The sequence below is a fragment of the Xanthobacter sp. SG618 genome (assembly GCF_012932745.1).
Classification (GTDB): Bacteria; Pseudomonadota; Alphaproteobacteria; order Rhizobiales; family Xanthobacteraceae; genus Xanthobacter; species Xanthobacter flavus.
On record NZ_JABBHL010000004.1, the window covers coordinates 118,661 to 134,627 of the forward strand.

At 69.3% G+C, this 15,967-nt stretch carries 14 protein-coding genes; 10 read left to right on the plus strand and 4 right to left on the minus strand.

Translation table 11 applies throughout. The features are described 5' to 3' along the window. Positions 1 to 396 precede the first annotated feature (396 nt). The gene (locus FHT36_RS12565; protein WP_169122847.1) at positions 397 to 978 is read left to right on the plus strand and encodes a sigma-70 family RNA polymerase sigma factor; all 582 of its coding nucleotides are present in this window, start codon (positions 397 to 399) and stop codon (positions 976 to 978) included. Further along, on the plus strand, positions 975 to 1,670 hold the full coding sequence (locus tag FHT36_RS12570) for a ChrR family anti-sigma-E factor (RefSeq protein WP_169122848.1): 696 nt from the start codon (positions 975 to 977) through the stop codon (positions 1,668 to 1,670). The genes FHT36_RS12565 and FHT36_RS12570 overlap by 4 nt, the downstream gene beginning before the upstream one ends. A gap of 51 nt (positions 1,671 to 1,721) precedes the next feature. Here the strand turns inward: FHT36_RS12570 and FHT36_RS12575 are convergent, their stop codons facing one another. After that, positions 1,722 to 2,198, minus strand: coding sequence for a DUF2244 domain-containing protein (locus FHT36_RS12575; protein WP_348644447.1), 477 nt, complete (start codon positions 2,196 to 2,198; stop codon positions 1,722 to 1,724). A gap of 250 nt (positions 2,199 to 2,448) precedes the next feature. Here FHT36_RS12575 and nth point away from each other — a divergent pair, with 250 nt between their 5' ends. Beyond that, complete coding sequence (nth, locus tag FHT36_RS12580) at positions 2,449 to 3,231, plus strand: endonuclease III (protein ID WP_407077076.1); 783 nt, start codon at positions 2,449 to 2,451, stop codon at positions 3,229 to 3,231. 352 nt (positions 3,232 to 3,583) lie between these two features. On the opposite strand, the gene FHT36_RS12585 is transcribed toward nth, so the two are convergent. Further along, a complete protein-coding gene (locus FHT36_RS12585) occupies positions 3,584 to 5,383 on the minus strand; it encodes an ABC transporter ATP-binding protein (protein WP_169122851.1) in 1,800 nt (599 codons plus the stop codon). A gap of 443 nt (positions 5,384 to 5,826) precedes the next feature. Between FHT36_RS12585 and FHT36_RS12590 the strand changes: the two genes are divergently transcribed. From FHT36_RS12590 to FHT36_RS12610, 5 genes are all read left to right on the plus strand, one after another. Next, on the plus strand, positions 5,827 to 6,087 hold the full coding sequence (locus tag FHT36_RS12590) for a zinc-finger domain-containing protein (RefSeq protein WP_169123200.1): 261 nt from the start codon (positions 5,827 to 5,829) through the stop codon (positions 6,085 to 6,087). Positions 6,088 to 6,257: 170 nt separating this feature from the next. Then, positions 6,258 to 7,445: an FAD-dependent monooxygenase gene (locus FHT36_RS12595; protein WP_169122852.1), complete on the plus strand. Its 1,188-nt coding sequence runs from the start codon at positions 6,258 to 6,260 to the stop codon at positions 7,443 to 7,445. Positions 7,446 to 7,769: 324 nt separating this feature from the next. Then, positions 7,770 to 8,270 carry a GNAT family N-acetyltransferase gene (locus tag FHT36_RS12600; protein ID WP_169122853.1) on the plus strand — a complete coding sequence of 167 codons (501 nt, stop codon included), beginning with the start codon at positions 7,770 to 7,772 and terminating at the stop codon, positions 8,268 to 8,270. 187 nt (positions 8,271 to 8,457) lie between these two features. Next, a complete protein-coding gene (locus FHT36_RS12605; RefSeq protein WP_237353713.1) occupies positions 8,458 to 9,678 on the plus strand; it encodes an ABC transporter substrate-binding protein in 1,221 nt (406 codons plus the stop codon). 135 nt (positions 9,679 to 9,813) lie between these two features. After that, positions 9,814 to 10,887: a nucleotidyltransferase domain-containing protein gene (locus tag FHT36_RS12610; RefSeq protein ID WP_246702203.1), complete on the plus strand. Its 1,074-nt coding sequence runs from the start codon at positions 9,814 to 9,816 to the stop codon at positions 10,885 to 10,887. 12 nt (positions 10,888 to 10,899) lie between these two features. Here the strand turns inward: FHT36_RS12610 and FHT36_RS12615 are convergent, their stop codons facing one another. Beyond that, the gene (locus FHT36_RS12615; RefSeq protein ID WP_169122854.1) at positions 10,900 to 11,346 is read right to left on the minus strand and encodes a DUF6790 family protein; all 447 of its coding nucleotides are present in this window, start codon (positions 11,344 to 11,346) and stop codon (positions 10,900 to 10,902) included. A gap of 363 nt (positions 11,347 to 11,709) precedes the next feature. Then, positions 11,710 to 13,146 (minus strand): class II 3-deoxy-7-phosphoheptulonate synthase, encoded by a 1,437-nt coding sequence (locus tag FHT36_RS12620; protein ID WP_169122855.1) that lies wholly within the window; start codon positions 13,144 to 13,146, stop codon positions 11,710 to 11,712. 378 nt (positions 13,147 to 13,524) lie between these two features. Here FHT36_RS12620 and FHT36_RS12625 point away from each other — a divergent pair, with 378 nt between their 5' ends. Both FHT36_RS12625 and FHT36_RS12630 read left to right on the plus strand, forming a co-directional pair. Then, positions 13,525 to 14,808: a multidrug effflux MFS transporter gene (locus tag FHT36_RS12625; protein ID WP_169122856.1), complete on the plus strand. Its 1,284-nt coding sequence runs from the start codon at positions 13,525 to 13,527 to the stop codon at positions 14,806 to 14,808. A gap of 166 nt (positions 14,809 to 14,974) precedes the next feature. Then, a complete protein-coding gene (locus tag FHT36_RS12630) occupies positions 14,975 to 15,889 on the plus strand; it encodes an SHOCT domain-containing protein (protein ID WP_169122857.1) in 915 nt (304 codons plus the stop codon). Positions 15,890 to 15,967: the final 78 nt, after the last annotated feature.

A 15,967-nucleotide genomic window follows, 5' to 3' on the forward strand; every position in this document is an offset into this window, starting at 1 on the left:
CCGTCGTCATCATCGACGCCGTCATGCCCCGGCTCGTCCGGGGCATCCACTTCAGCTTTTGCTCTGCAAAGCGATACGCAGGGCAGACCTGGCCAAACCGTGGATCCCCCGCACAAGGCGGGGGATGACGGCCGGGGATAACGGCGGGGACGTTCCCCGGTCACGGTGACGTTGGTGGAGCCGGACCCGCCGCTCGGCTAGGGTCCGGCTTGCGCCGGTGGTCAGGGGGCGGGTCCGGCCGAATTTTTTCCGGGCCGGCCCCATCATCCGCCCGGCCGCGTTCCGCGTATCGAGAGCATGAATGTCGCCGAGCCCAGTCTCATCGTCGAACTGCCGAAGCCGCGTCGCACCCGAACGCTGCCGAACGGCGGCGTTCGTCCGGGCGGAGCCTCGGCCATGAGCGTCCAGCCCGCCGAGCCACGGGTCGCCGCCTCCGGCGCCGAGCTGAGCGCACTCATCGTCGCCATCGCCACTCGCGCCGATCGCGAGGCGTTCGGCCGGCTGTTCCGCCATTTCGCGCCGCGGGTGAAATCCTATCTCGTGCGCAACGGCCTCTCCGCCAATGCCGCCGAGGAGCTGGCGCAGGAAACCCTGCTGACGGTGTGGCGCAAGGCGGCCTATTTCGACCCCACCCGCGCCGCCGCCTCCACCTGGATCTTCACCATCGCCCGCAACCTCTCCATCGACCTCAAGCGCCGCGAGCGCTATGGTGATACCTATCAGGCCGAGGCCCACGAGGACGAGGTTGACGAGACCTCGGGCGAGACCATCCTCATGACCGCCGAGCGGGAAGCGCGCGTGCGCGCCGCCCTCGCCAAGCTGTCGGAGGAACAGGCCACCATCGTCCGCCTCTCCTTCTTTCAGGAGAAACCCCATTCGCAGATCGCGCAGGAGCTGGGCATTCCGCTGGGCACCGCCAAGTCGCGCGTGCGCCTCGCGCTCAACCGTCTGCGCGCTTTGCTGGAAGACCTGAAATGAGTGCTTCGACCCATCCCGGCACCGAGACCCTGCTGCGCTACGCGGCGGGCACGCTGCCGGCCGGTCCCCGCCTGCTGGTGGATGTGCATCTCGAAGGATGTCCCGAATGCCGGGCGACGGTGGCCCGGCTGATGTCCGTCGGCGGCGCTCTGCTCGAGGCCTGCGAGCCCCTCGCCCTCGCTCCCGACGCCCTCGACCGCGCGCTGGCGCGGCTTGATCGCCCGTCCACACGTCGCAATCCCGCCGCGCTCCATCATGCGGAAGCCGCGGGAGCAACGCCGCCGAAGCGCTGGCCGCTGCCCGAGGGGCTGAAGCTGCCCCCCGGCGTGGTGCTGCCGCCGGCCATCGCCTCCCGCCGCATCGGCCGCCTGGTGCCGGTGGCACCGGGTGTTCGGCTCGGCCTCGTGCATCTGGAGGAAGACCCGGACGCGCAGGTGCTGCTGTTCCGCATCGCGCCGGGACGGGCCATTCCCCAGCATACCCATGCGGGGCTCGAATTCACCCATGTGATCTGCGGCGGCTTCAGCGACCCGGACGGCCATTACGGCCCCGGCGATCTCGTGGAGTGCGACGCAGAGGTGGACCACTCCCCCCGCGTGGATGATGACGGCGAATGCATCTGCCTCGCCGCCTTCGACGGCCGCATCCGCTTCCGCGGCCTGCTCGGCATGGTGACGCGGCCGTTCCTCTGAGCGGTTGATCGTTGCTTCGCTCAGGCGCCGCGCGGGCTTTATGGGGAACCCTCAGAACTGCGTGCGCGTCACGCCCCTCTTCACCACCGCCAGCGCCTCGGTCAGGTCGCTCGCCAGCTCCGCCTTCTGGACGGGACCGAGGAAGCGGCCCACCGGCACGGTGCGCTTGCCGCTGATGAGGGCGACATCCAGCGTCCCCAGCTCCTCGTCGTCCTTGCGCCACAGGCGGGTCCAGAAGGGATTGAGCCGTGTGGTGGAAGGCCGCCCCGCCGCCGGCTCGCGGCGGATTTCCACGAGGCTCGGCGTGACCAGGATGTGCTCGCGCGCCCGGGCCGAGCGGAAGCTGGCGCGGAAGGCGATGTAGATCAGCAGCACGTCGAGGCCGAAGAAGCCGAAGATCGGCCACGCCCCCATGGCGAGGAAGGCCGCGCCGGACACGAAGCTCACCGCGCCGATGCCCGCCATCACCCAGAAGAAGCCGCGCTTGGAGAGGGAGCGGTGCGGCGCGAGCGTGACCGCATAGACCACGGGCTCGTCTTGAGCCTGCGCGTGCGTCTCGGGTGCGCTGTCTCGGTCGCTGGTCTGGGGCATTGCTGAGCAGTATACCCGAAAAATGCCGCGCAGGATCACCCCGCCCAAGACCTCGGCCATCAAGCCCGTCGCCAACCCAGAGGCTGAAGCCGCCACGCCGCCGCGCCGCCCGCGCACGGCAAAGGGGGCGAAGCCCGCGGCCGGTGACGCAACAGCATCCGCTGGAAAGCCCTCCAGGGCGCCGCCCATCGCCCAAGCCAAGGGCAAGGCGGCGAAGGCGCCAGCCGGCAAGAAGCCCGCCGCCAAAGCCGCTACCCCCCTGCCCGCTCCCATCCCCCGCCGCAACAAGGCGGTGGCCAATGCGGCGGCGGCGGTGCACGGCAAGACGGTCTCGCCCTGGTCTGACGCCGAGATCACCGAGGCCTTCACCCGCTTCGAGGCGCAGGACCCCGAACCCAAGGGCGAGCTGGACCACACCGACGCCTTTACCCTGCTCGTCGCGGTGGTGCTCTCCGCCCAGGCCACCGACACGGGCGTGAACAAAGCGACCAAGGGCCTGTTCGCCGCCGCCTCCACCCCTGCCGCCATGGTGGCGCTGGGGGAGGACGAGGTGGCGCACCACATCCGCACCCTCGGCCTGTTCCGGGGCAAGGCGAAGAATGTCGTGGAGCTGTCCCGTCTGCTGCTGGAGCGCCATGCCGGCGTGGTGCCGCAGGATCGGGAGGCGCTGGAGGCGCTGCCCGGAGTCGGGCGCAAGACGGCGAACGTGGTGCTCAACATCGCCTTCGGCGTGCCCACCATCGCGGTGGACACCCACCTCTTCCGCGTCGCCAACCGCACCGGCCTTGCCCCCGGCGCGACGCCGCTGGCGGTGGAGCTGGGGCTGGAGGCGCGCATCCCCGACCGCTTCAAACTGCACGCCCACCACTGGCTCATCCTGCACGGCCGCTACATCTGCAAGGCGACGAAGCCCGCATGCAGCCGCTGCCTCATCACCGATTTGTGCCGCTGGCCGGACAAGAACTTCTGAGGCGCGCCGCCTCTGGTGCATGTCCGGGGACTTCTATCCCCGCGTCATCCCCCGGCTCGTCCGGGGGATCCACCCCTCCGCCGGGGTGGGTCTCAGGTTTCCCGCACCCCACATCCTGCACCCCACATGCGGCCCGGTGGATGCCCCGGACAAGCGACAGCGCAGCCGGAGCGCCGAGCCGGGGCCCAGGGGACAGTCCGGCGCAGCCGGCAATGCCCGACACCTTTTCCGCTTGAGCCGCCTTCGGCGGACTCCTGCGCTGGGCCCCGGCTCGCATTCCGCTGTCGCTGCATGCGCCCGGGGCGCCAGCCTTTGGCGGCCTCCCCGCCCGAAGGCGGGAAGGCCTTTCTCATCACGCCGCCAATCCCTTGGCCAGCTCCATCGCCTGCCGCTCGAACAGGCGGCGGTAGAGGCCGCCCTCGCGGCGGACCAGCTTGTCGTGGTCGCCCTCCTCCACGATGCGGCCCTTGTCGAACACCATCAGGCGGTCGAGCGAGCGCACGGTGGACAGGCGGTGGGCGATGACGAGGGTGGTGCGCCCCACCATCAGCCGCTCCATCGCATCCTGGATCGCCGCTTCCGATTCTGAATCGAGGCTGGAGGTGGCCTCGTCCAGGATCAGGATGGGCGCATCCGCGAGGAAGGCCCGGGCGATGGCGATGCGCTGGCGCTCGCCGCCGGAGAGCTTCACGCCCCGCTCGCCCACCAGCGTGCCGTAGCCGCGCGGCAGGCGGGCGATGAAGTCGGCCGCATTGGCCAGCTCCGCGGCCCGCCGGATCTCCTCGAAGGAGGCGTCCGGCCGGCCATAGGCGATGTTCTCCATCAGCGAGCGGTGGAACAGCACCGGCTCCTGCTGGACCACCGCGATGGCGCGGCGCAGGGAACCCTGCGTCACGTCCCGCACGTCCTGCCCGTCCACGATGACACGCCCCGAAGAGACGTCATGCATGCGCTGGATGAGCTTGACGAACGTGGTCTTGCCCGAGCCCGAATGCCCCACGAGGCCCACCCGCTCCCCCGCCGGAATGGTGACGGAGAGGGTCTCGTAGAGCGGCTTGGCGTGGCCGCCATAGTGGAAGGTCACGTTCTCGAACGCGATCGTCCCCTCCTCCACCTTGGCCGGCACCGCGTTGGGGGCATCGGACACGCCCACCTTCTGGTGGTGGATCTCCACCAGCTCCTCCAGCTCGTTCATGGAGCGCTGGAGATTGTGGACGTGCATGCCGATGTCACGCAGGTAGGAATGGATGACGAGGTAGGAGGTGAGCACATAGGCCACGTCGCCCGCGCTCGCCTGCCCCTGGTGCCACAACACCAGCGCCGTGCCGATGATGGACGCCTGAAGCGCCACCAGGGCCAGAAGCTGTGCCGTGCCGGCCCAGGTGGCCGCCATCCAGGTGCGGTAGGTGCGGGCGTTCCACTTGCCGAGCACCCGCTCCAGCCGCTCCTCCTCGCGGGCCTCCGCGCCATAGCCCTTCACCACGGCGTTGCAGCCCACCGCGTCCGCCAGCACACCGCCCACGCGGGTGTCCCACGCATTGGAGAGGCGCGCCGCCGGGGCGACGTAGTGGACCGACAAAGCGAGCGTGAGCCCGATGAAGGCCACCGCCCCCACCGCCACCACGGCGCCCAGCACCGGCCAGTTCCAGCCGAGCAGCAGCGCCGTGCCGCCCAGCGCCACCACGGACGGGAACAGCGCCACCAGCAGGGTGTCGTGCAGCACGTCGAGGGACCACATGCCGCGCGAGATCTTGCGCACGGTGGAACCGGCGAAGGACGAGGCGTGCCAGTCCGACGAGAAGCGCTGCACCCGCGCGAAAGCGTCCGCCGCCACGTCCGACATCATGCGCAAAGTGAGCCGCACGATGATGAAGTAGGTGGCATGCCGCGCGCTCACCATCGTCACGCCGAGGCCGACGATGGCGAGGAAGGCCATGGTCGCGAGGTGCCAGGCCGTCTCCCGGTCGGCGAGCGACAAGGCGTCGATCAGCCGGCCGGCGAACAGCGGCACCAGCACCTCGGCGAGGGTGGAGACGAGGACGGCGGCCAAAGTGGCCGCGATGATTCCCTTCCGCTTCGCCCAATGGGTGAAGAGGAAGGCGAAGATGGCGCGGAACGACACCCCGCGCTTGTGGGTCTGGAACAACGACATGACACGATCCGGCCGCGCCATATGGGGCGCGAAAGGCCGGTCCCTGATTGGAACGGGAACGCGCGGCGCGCGACGCCGCGAAGGGAAGAGGACGGGGCGCGTCAGCGGCCCCCCGCCCCGCGCATCAGCGCAGGCGAGTGGCGGACCGCGGGCCCCTGGATGTCCGGAAAGCTAGCGGCGGGAGCCGGGCTGGCGGGGAATCACATCCGTGCAGTGGGCGCGGCGCAGAATGCCGCGTGGCACGGATGGGGCTGAGGACATGGTGTTGCTCATGGACATAACCCCTCCCTGCCGGAATGTTGATCCCGCGCGGCCCCAATAGGGGCAGCGCTTGCGGGAGGGACGGCCGATCTGCCGCGGCCTTTGCCGCGTTCCTGCCCTTCCGCAGGCGGCCATCAGACGCTAAGGTCGCGGCGCTTTTTTGGACAAGCATGGGCGGAACCATGGCGGACACCGGCATTCCCCACTTCTGCAACGACCTCGGCGTCACCGTCATCGAGGTGGGCAGCAAGGAATTCATGTGCATCGGTGCGAAGCCGCCCTTCGACCATCCGCACATCTTCATCGACCTCGGCGACGATGACGAGCACGTGTGCCCCTACTGCTCCACGCTCTATCGCTACAACCCGGCGCTCGCCGCCGGCGAAGCGAAGCCGGAAGCGGCCGTGTGGCACGGCGAGCCCGTGGCCAAGTCCGCCGCGTGACGCACCGGCCCGGTAACGGGCAAGCTGACAAGACACGCGGCCTGACCGCCGCAGAACACCTCCCCGGCCTGATGCGCCTTTAGCCGCATCTTGGGCCTGTTCGAGGCGGCCTGATCGCCGCCGCAAAGAAAGACTATTCGGCCGGCTCCTTCACGGAGCCGGGTCCTGCCATGGCCGATCCCATCCCCTTCCGGGCGAAACCCCGCACCGCCGCGCGCAGCGCCGTGGTGGTCGGCGCGGGTATCGGCGGGCTCGCCTGCGCCATCGCCCTGCGCCGCGCCGGCCTCACCGTCCAGGTGGTGGAACAGGCGCGCAAGCTGCGCGAGGTGGGCGCCGGCCTCCAGCTGACCCCCAACGCCACCCGCATCATCCGCGAATTCGGCCTGCTGCCGCGCCTCGAACAGGTGGCGGTCACGCCGCGCTCCCTCGACGTGCGCAGCGGCGCCAGCGGCGCCACCATCACCCGCGCCCATTACGGCCCGGCCGCCTCGCGCTATGGTGCGCCCTTCCTCGTGGTGCACCGGGCGGACCTGCAGAACCTCCTCGCCGAGGCGGCGCAGGCCGAGGGCGTGCTGATCGCGCTCGGGTCCGAGCTCACCGCCGTGGAGCCGGCCTTCGGCGGCGTCCGGGCGGTGGTGAAGCAGGGCGAGAATCTCATCGCCCACGGGGCGGACATCCTTGTCGGCGCCGATGGCGTGCGCTCGGCGGTGCGGGCGCATCTGGGCGTCGCCAAGCCGCCGGTGTTCGCCCAGCGCCTCGCCTACCGCGCCACCATTCCCGTGCCGGCCCGCCATCCGCCGGACGTGCGGCTCTATATGGGGCGCGACGCCCATCTCGTGGTCTATCCGGTGAAGGGCGGGGCGACGTTGAACCTCGTCGCCATCGTCAAGCACACCGAGCCGGTGGCTCGCTGGAGCGCGCCCGGTGACGGCGCCGCCGTCCACGCCGCCTTCGCCGACTGGGCGCCGGAGGTGCGCGAGCTTTTGAAGGCGGCGCCGCATTTCCTGTGCTGGGGCCTCTACGACATCGATCCCCTGCCCCGCTGGAGCACCGGGCGCGTGACGCTGCTGGGCGATGCCGCCCACGCCATGCTGCCCTTCCTCGCCCAGGGCGCGGCGCAGGGCATCGAGGATGCGGCGGCCCTCGCCCGCGCGCTCCAGAAGGAAACCGACGCCGCCACCGCCCTCAAGGCCTACGAGGCCGAGCGGCTGGGCCGCACCGCGCGCATCCAGTCGGAAGCGCGGCGCAACGGCATGGTCTACCACCTCTCCGGCGCCCCCCGCCTCGCCCGCGATCTGGTGCTGCGCCGGCAAGGCCCGGCGCTGCTGGACCGCTACGGGTGGATCTACCGGGCCTGAGGGGGAATGAGCCCCCTCTCCCCTTGCGGGAGAGGGCTGGGGTGAGGGGTGTGGCGCCCTTTGTCCCGCGCTTCCCCCAGCCCAGGCAGCCCCCTCACCCCCGCCCCCTCTCCCGCGAGGGGAGAGGGGAGGCATTCTCCCCCCGCTGGACCTTCCGCCCGTGCCATGCTATCCGCCCGCCCCATTCTCGTGAGGGGACCATGGGCCTTCGGCTTCAGCGACGACGACAGGACACGCTGCGCATCCGCGCCCGCGCCGTCACGCCCGCCTGAAGCCGGCCCGCCGAACTCGCGGGCCTTCTGCCCTGCCTCGCGAGTTTTCCCCATGACCGAGCTTCCCTTGTCCATCGCCGTGGAGACGGCCGCCGACGACGCGGCCATCGACCGGCTGCATGAGCGCACCTTCGGCCCCGGCCGGTTCGCCCGCACCGCCTTCCGCATCCGGGAGCAGACCGGCCACGAGCGCGCCCTCTCCTTCACCGCGCGGGTCGGCACCATGCTGGTGGGATCGGTCCGGCTCACGCGGATCAGCATCGGCACGACGCCCGCCCTTCTGCTCGGCCCGCTCACGGTGGAGCCGCCGTTCCAGTCCGTGGGCATCGGCGCGCGGCTGATGGAGCATGCGCTCGACGTGGCACGCCAGCAGGGCCACCGGCTGGTCGTGCTGGTGGGGGACGAGCCCTATTACGCCCGCTTCGGCTTCCGCCGCGTGCCCTTCGGCCAGGTGACGCTGCCCGGCCCGGTGGACCCCGGCCGCCTGCTCGTGGCCGAGCTGGTCGAGGGCGCCTTCGCCGGCGTGTCCGGCATGGTCAGCGGCAGCCGCTGACACGCGACGGTTACGCCCTTGGTCTAAGGCACAACTGGCGGGGCGGCTCGCGCTCCGTTAGCGTGGTAGCGAGATGCGAAACGGTTTGGCCTCAGGCCGACCGGACGACGGGAAGGACGGCACCGCCACGGTGTCGCCAAAGGCGTTCCCGCGCACCGCATCCGCGATGAAAGAGGGAGGAAGGACGATGACGTCTGGGATCATGCGGCACTCGCGCGCCCTGTTGGCGGCGGCGGCGATCGGCGCCTTGTTGACGGGCGCGGCCAAGGCCGAAGACACCACGGTGAAGCTCGGCGTGCTCAACGACATGTCCGGCGTCTACGCCGACATCTCCGGGCCCGGCTCGGTGGTCGCGGCGCAGATGGCGGCTGACGACTTCATGGCCAAGAACAAGGGCTTCAAGATCGAGGTCGTGGGTGCCGACCACCAGAACAAGCCGGACGTGGGCGCCTCCATCGCCCGCAAGTGGTACGATCAGGAGAATGTGGACGCCATTCTCGACGTGACCACCTCCTCGGTGGCGCTGGCGGTGAGCGACATCACCAAAGAGAAGAACAAGATCTTCCTCGTCTCCGGCGGCGGCACGTCCGACCTCACCGGCGCCAAGTGCTCGCCCAACACCGTGCACTGGACCTACGACACCTGGGCGCTCGCCAACGGCACCGGATCGGCCCTCACCAAGCAGGGCGGCTCGCCGTGGTTCTTCATCACCGCCGACTACGCGTTCGGCGCGGCGCTGGAGCGCGACGCCTCCGCGGCGGTGAAGGCGGCCGGCGGCAAGGTGGCGGGCAGCGTGAAGCACCCGCTCTCGAACACCGACTTCTCCTCCTTCCTGCTGCAGGCGCAGTCCTCCGGCGCCAAGGTCATCGGCCTCGCCAATGCCGGCAACGACCTCATCACCGCGGTGAAGCAGGCGTCCGAGTTCGGTATCACCCAGGGCGGCCAACAGCTCGCCGGCCTGCTCATCTTCTCGTCCGACGTGAAGGCCCTCGGCCTGCAGGCGGCGCAGGGCCTCGTGCTCACCGACGCTTTCTACTGGGACCTGAACGACGACACCCGCGCCTTCTCCAAGCGCTTCGGGGCCAAGTTCAACGGCAAGATGCCCACCAGCGCCCAGGCCGGCGTCTATTCCAGCGCCATGCACTATCTGAACGCCATCAAGGACGCCAAGACCAAGGACGCGCCCAAGGTGATGGAGCAGATGCGCGCCACGCCCATCAATGACCCGCTGTTCGGCAAGGGCGAGATCCGCATCGACGGCCGCGCCATCCACCCCATGTACCTGCTGAAGGTGAAGAAGCCCGCCGACAGCAAGGGCGAGTGGGACCTGTTCGAAGTGGTCTCCACCATCCCCGCCAACGAGGCCTTCCGCCCCCTCAAGGACGGCAACTGCCCGCTGGTGAAGTAAGCACCGATACAGCCGGGCCGGCGCCGCCTCCGAACGGGGTTGCGCCGGCCTTTTTATTTCTTTTCAATTACATCAACATACGACATGCGTTTTAGACGCGAGTGTTGCAACAGGGGCTTTTTTGCCCGATCCTGATTGCAACACTTCCGCCGGAAATTCGCTATGCCTGTTGAAGTAATTGAAATAAATGAATTAAATAAGGATCAGCTGCGCGAGCGGGTGAACACCGCGCAACGCTATCAGGCGTGGCGGGAAGCGCGCGACCAGAGGGCCGGATTTCGCGGCTCGCTGGTCTGGCACTACAGCGGCAGCAGCGAATATCTGCTGCGCAGCTATTACGACGGTTCCGGCGTTCGCCGCCAGAAGACGGAAGGCCCGCGCTCGCCCGAGACAGAACGTCTCAAGGCGCAATGGGATGCCCAGCGCGAAGCCGCCACCGAACGGGAAAAATCGCTCCAGACCGTCCTCGACCGTCAGACGGCCATCAACCGCGCGCTTCTGCTTGGCCGTGTTCCCCTGCTGGGGGCGCGCATCATCCGGGCGCTGGATGCGGCGGGCCTGCTCGGGCACGGCATCCGCATCGTCGGCACCAACGCGGTCTATGCTTACGAGGCCGCTGCCGGAGTGATGGTGGATGCGAGCGTCACTACGACCGAGGACATGGACCTGCTCGTCGATGCACGCCGCGCGCTACGCCTCGCTGCCTCCGCCGATATCGCCGGTGGCGCTCTGATCTCGCTGCTGCGCAAGATTGATCGCTCGTTCGAGCGGACACGCCAGAATTTCCGCGCGGCCAACCGCGACGGCTATCTTGTGGACCTCATCACCCCGCAGGCCGAGCCGCCATGGCGCGCGGGCGAGGTGCGCATCGGCACGGCCGAAGACGAACTCACCGCCATCCCCATCAACGGGCTCGCCTGGCTCGAAAGCGCGCCGGCCTTCGAGGCGGTGGCCATAGACGAAAGGGGGGCGCCGTTGAGAATCGTCGCCGCCGACCCCCGCGTCTTCGCAGCCCATAAGCTCTGGCTCTCGGCACAACCCGACCGCGACCCGCTCAAGCGACGCCGCGACGCCGCCCAGGCGGCCGCCGTCGGGCGCATCGTCGGGCGATATCTGACCCACCTGCCGTATGTGGCCGACGACCTCAGGATGCTGCCGCGACCGGTCTTCGAGGCGGCTCGGCAGCTGTTCGAGCTAGACGGCCCCTAAGCCCCCTCACCCCTACAGCACCGCCGCCACTGCGAGCACCGCGACGATGCCGAGGTCGGAGACCATGGCGATGGTCTCGGTGCGGGTCTTGCCCGCCCGCAGCGCGTGCTTCACGCCGGCGAGGAGATAGAACAGCCCGCCGCCCACCGCCGCCGGCAGCAGGAAGGCCGGAAAGGCGAGGGAGAGGAGGCCCAGGAGGCCGAAGGCGAGGTTGGCGAAGCCCAGTTCCTGAACGATCACCTGCGCCTTGGGATCGGCGATCTCGAAGATGGTCTGCGCCGTAAAGGCCGGCTGCGTCACCTGCTTCAGCCCGGCGAGGCCGAGCCGCGCGCCGACGCCCCAGAACACGAACCACTTCAACACCAGTCCCGCCAGCGGCCCACCCGCCACCAGCGCCTCGACGAGGATACTCGCGAGCGGGGCGATCAGCATCAGCACGAGGATGGCGGCGAGATACATGGGGGATGGCTCCGGCGGCGCCTGTCAGCCGACAGGCTGCCAGATGGCGTTCCCCTCCACATTAGCGAACGCTGACCTGATTTGCTGCGTCATCCCCCGCCGCGTGCGGGGGATCCACCGTGGGGCTGGCCCGGCTCCAAGGCATCGAAGCGCCGGCAAACGGCGAAGTGGATGGCCCGGACGAGCCGGGCCATGACGGCGATGGGGGGTCGAGAGCGCTGAAAAACACGCCCGCGACGTTGGCATCGCAGTCCAAAACGAAGAACGGCGGGCCGAGGCCCGCCGTCCGTTCATTCTCTTCGCGTGTCGAACCCGCGGATCACTCCGCCGCTTCCACCTCGTGGCGTCTGTGTACGCGGCGGATCACTCCGCCGCTTCCACCTGCGGCCGGCCGCGGGCGAGGCGCTCGCGCTTGAGCAGTTCGGCCACCAGGAAGGCGGTCTCGATGGCCTGCTCGGCGTTGAGGCGCGGATCGCAATAGGTGTGGTAGCGGTCGCGCAGGTCCTCGTCCGAGATGGCGCGGGCGCCGCCGGTGCATTCGGTGACGTTCTTGCCCGTCATCTCCAGATGCACGCCGCCGGCGAAGGTGCCCTCGGCCGCATGGATGTCGAAGAAGGAGCGGATCTCCGACTGCACCCGCTCGAACGGGCGGGTCTTGTAGCCGGAGGCGGCCTTGATGGTGTTGCCGTGCATGGGATCGCACGACCACGCCACGGTGCGGCCTTCCTTCTCCACCGCGCGGATGAGGCCCGGCAGATAGTCGCCCACCTTGTCGGCGCCGAAGCGGCAGATCAGCGTGATGCGGCCCGCCTCATTGTCCGGCTGGAGGATGTCCAGAAGGCGGATGAGGCCCTCCGGGGAGATGGACGGGCCGCACTTGATGCCGATCGGGTTGCGGATGCCGCGGAAGTACTCGACATGCGCATGGTCCGGCTGGCGGGTACGATCGCCGATCCACAAGAGGTGGCCGGAGGTCGCGTACCAGTCGCCCGACGTGGAATCGACGCGGGTTAGGGCCTGTTCATAGCCAAGCAGGAGCGCCTCGTGGCTCGTGAAGAAATCCGTCGAGCTCATCTCGGGATGGCTCTTGGGATCGATCCCGCAGGCGCGCATGAAGTCCAGCGCCTCCGTGATCCGGTTCGCCAGCTCCTGGTAGCGGGAGGACTGGGGCGAATCCTTCACGAACCCCAGCATCCAAGCATGGGCGTTGGCGAGGTTGGCATAGCCGCCGTTGGCGAAGGCGCGCAGCAGGTTGAGCGTCGCCGCCGACTGGCGGTAGGCGTCGAGCTGCCGGCGCGGATCCGGCACGCGGGCCGCTTCCGTGAAGGCGATGTCGTTGATGATGTCGCCGCGGTAGCTGGGCAGCGTCACGCCGTCCACCGTCTCCGTGTCGGCGGAGCGGGGCTTGGCGAACTGGCCTGCGATGCGGCCCACCTTCACCACGGGCGAGCCGCCGGCGAACGTCAGCACCACCGCCATCTGCAGGAAGACGCGGAAGAAATCGCGGATGTTGTCGGCCGAATGCTCGTCGAAGCTCTCGGCGCAGTCGCCGCCCTGCAGCAGGAAGGCTTCGCCGCGGGCGACCTTGGCGATCTCGGCCTTCAGGCGGCGCGCCTCACCTGCAAAAACCAGCGGCGGGTAGGAGGCGAGCTTCTTCTCGACCTCCTCAAGCTGCGCCTGGTCTGGATAAGAGGGCATCTGGAGGCCGGGATAAAATCGCCAGCTATCCGGACGCCAGCCTTCGGCGCGGCGGGAAGCCTCGGCGCCAGGGACGGGAGCGGACTGCGGGCGGGTCACCATTTGACTCTCCATTTGCATAAGGCCGGCCGGGTCCTCCGGTCGGTCCGTCCCGCTGGTGCGCCTCCGGCGTTCCTCTTGTGTTCGCGGGATCGGAAGGCGGGCTTATACACGAAGCAAGTGCGTACCGAAAGGATGCGGCGCAAGGGTGGTATGCCGCTCTGCGGCATGACCCCGAAGCAGGGCTGAAGCCCGACGGGCGCACGTCCTTCCGTGCAGGCCTTCCACCCGGGCCTTCCACCCGGGCCTTCCACCCGGGCCTTCTCTTGGCCACGCCCTTCGCCTATGAGGGGGAACGCGCCAGCGCGCTCCCGCCGTCCACCTCCGGCACCCCCTGAATGTCCGTGTCTGTTGCGGGACACGCCAACGCCCGAGCCTGTCATGTCACAGCCCCATCGCGCGCCGGCGCCGGCCTCCGCTTCTGCCTCGCGTCCGCGCGGCCCCGCGCCCGGACAGCCCGGCGCGGTCGGTCCCGGCTTCGTGGAGTTCGTCGCGCTCATCGCCCTGCTCATGGGCATGACCGCCTTCTCCATCGACAATCTTCTGCCCGCCTTCGGCGCCATCCGGGCCGATTTCGCGCTGGAAAATGCCAATCACGTTCAGGTGATGGTCTACGCCTATCTCATCGGCATCGGCGGCGCGCAATTCTTCTACGGCCCCATTTCCGATGTGCTGGGGCGCCGGCCCATCCTGTTCGCCGGCCTTGCGGTCTATGCGCTGGGCAGCCTGATCGCCTTGTTCACCCGCGACTTCAACGTGCTCATCGTCGCCCGCCTCATCCAGGGCATGGGCGCGGCGGCGGGTCGGGTGCTGGCCATCGCCATCGTGCGCGACCGCTTCGAGGGGCGCGACATGGCGCGGATCATGTCGCTGAGCATGATGGTGTTCCTCACCGTGCCGATCATCGCGCCGGCGCTGGGCAGCCTCATCCTCGTCTTCGGCTCGTGGCACCTCATCTTCGTGGCCATGCTGCTGCTGGCGCTCGCGCTGTTCGCCTGGTTCGGGCTGCGGATGCCGGAGACGCTGCATCCCGAATACCGCATCCCCTTCTCGATGCGCTCCATCGGCAAGGCGGCCATGCTCACGCTCACCACGCGCCGCTCGGTGGGCTATGCGGTGGCCATCGGGCTGATGATGGGCTCGCTGATGGCCTATGTGGGCTCCGCCTCGCAGGTGTTCCAGACCGACGTCTACCGGCTCGGCAACCTCTTCCCCATCGCGTTCGCGGCGGTGGCCGGCATCATGGCGGTGGCGTCCTTCCTCAATGCCAGCCTCGTGCATCGCCTGGGCATGCGGCGGCTGTCCCATGCCGGCATCCTCGGCTTCATCGCCGCGGGCGGGCTCATGGTGGCATCGAGCGTGATCTGGGACGGCAAGCCGCCGCTCGTGCTGTTCTGCGGCCTCGTGGCGGCGGGGCAGTTCCTGTTCGCGCTCACCGTGCCGAACTTCAATTCCATGGCCATGGAGCCGCTGGGCGCGGTGGCGGGCACCGCCTCCTCCTTCATCGGCGGCTTCACCACGCTGCTGGCCGCCGTGCTCGGCTTCGTGGTCGGCAGCAATTTCGACGGCACCGTGCTGCCGCTGGCTCTGGGCTATCTGGTGCTCGGCGCCATCGCGCTCTTGTTCGTGCTGTGGGCGGAGAAGGGCAAATTGTTCGGCCACTAGCCCTAGGCGGCCGAAGGCGGGCGGGCGCTTAGGCGGCATGGCTGCCCTGCGCCGGCTACGCTCAAGTGTGTCGGGGAACTGTCCGCAAGCCGTGGTAGAACACGCGCCAAAGACGACACGCCTGCGCCCTTCCGCGCCTGCCGATCGCACGACCTCAGGAGCCCCCATGCCCCAGCTCTCGCCCGAAGGCCAGGCGGCCATCAACGCCATTTCCCAGCGCACCGGCTTCAGCCCGGATGCCGTCACCTCCATGCTGTACTCGGTCATCGCCGGCAACGGCTCCATGGCCCAGTTCAACCATCCCGAATTCGGCGGCTCCGGCCAGTGGATGGCCGGCGGGATGACCATGGTCTCCGACATGTTCAACAGCTACCTCAAGGGCCGGGTGGACGGCCTGTGCAGCGAGCTGTCGAGCCTCGTCGCCAGCCAGCCCGGCCTCACCCAGACCGGCAGCTTCCAGTCCCAGAACCAGGGCGGCGGCTATTCCGGCGGCGGCCAGTGGCAGACGAGCGGTGGCGGCGGGTTCGGGGGCGCGATGGGAAGCAGCTTCGGCGGCAGCCAGCCCAGCCTGTTCGTGCCGGATGCCTCCGGCAGCTTCAACTGGTGGCCGGCCGATCTCGGCCAGCCGGCCAGCACCGGCGCGCAGAACGGCGTGCGCTACGCCTATTTCCCCGGCACGCTCCGCCTCGCCATCGATCTCAACGGGCAGGTGACCGTCTATGACAGCCTCGATCACCAGATCGGCGGCTTCTCCCAGCAGCAGGGCGGATCGGGAAGCCTGACCTTCACCAGCCAGTACGGCACGGTGTTCGTCTCCAGCCTGCCCGTCGTGAGCGGCGCGCCGCAGGCCCCGGCCTATGCGCCACCCGCACCCTCCTACGCCCCGCAGGCGCCCGTCTACGAGCCCGCGCCGCAGCCGCAGTCCTTCGCGCCGCAGCCGCAGACCTATGGCGGCGCCCAGCCGCTGGGCCAGAGCGAGATCATCTCCGCCATCGAGAAGCTGGCCGATCTCCACGCCAAGGGCATCCTCAGCGACCAGGAGTTCAGCACCAAGAAGGCCGAGCTGCTCAGCCGGCTGTGAGGGGGCGGGGCCCTCCGCTCCGCCGTCACCCGAACCGCCGTCGCCCGAACCGCCGTCGCCCGAACCGCCGTCGCCCTC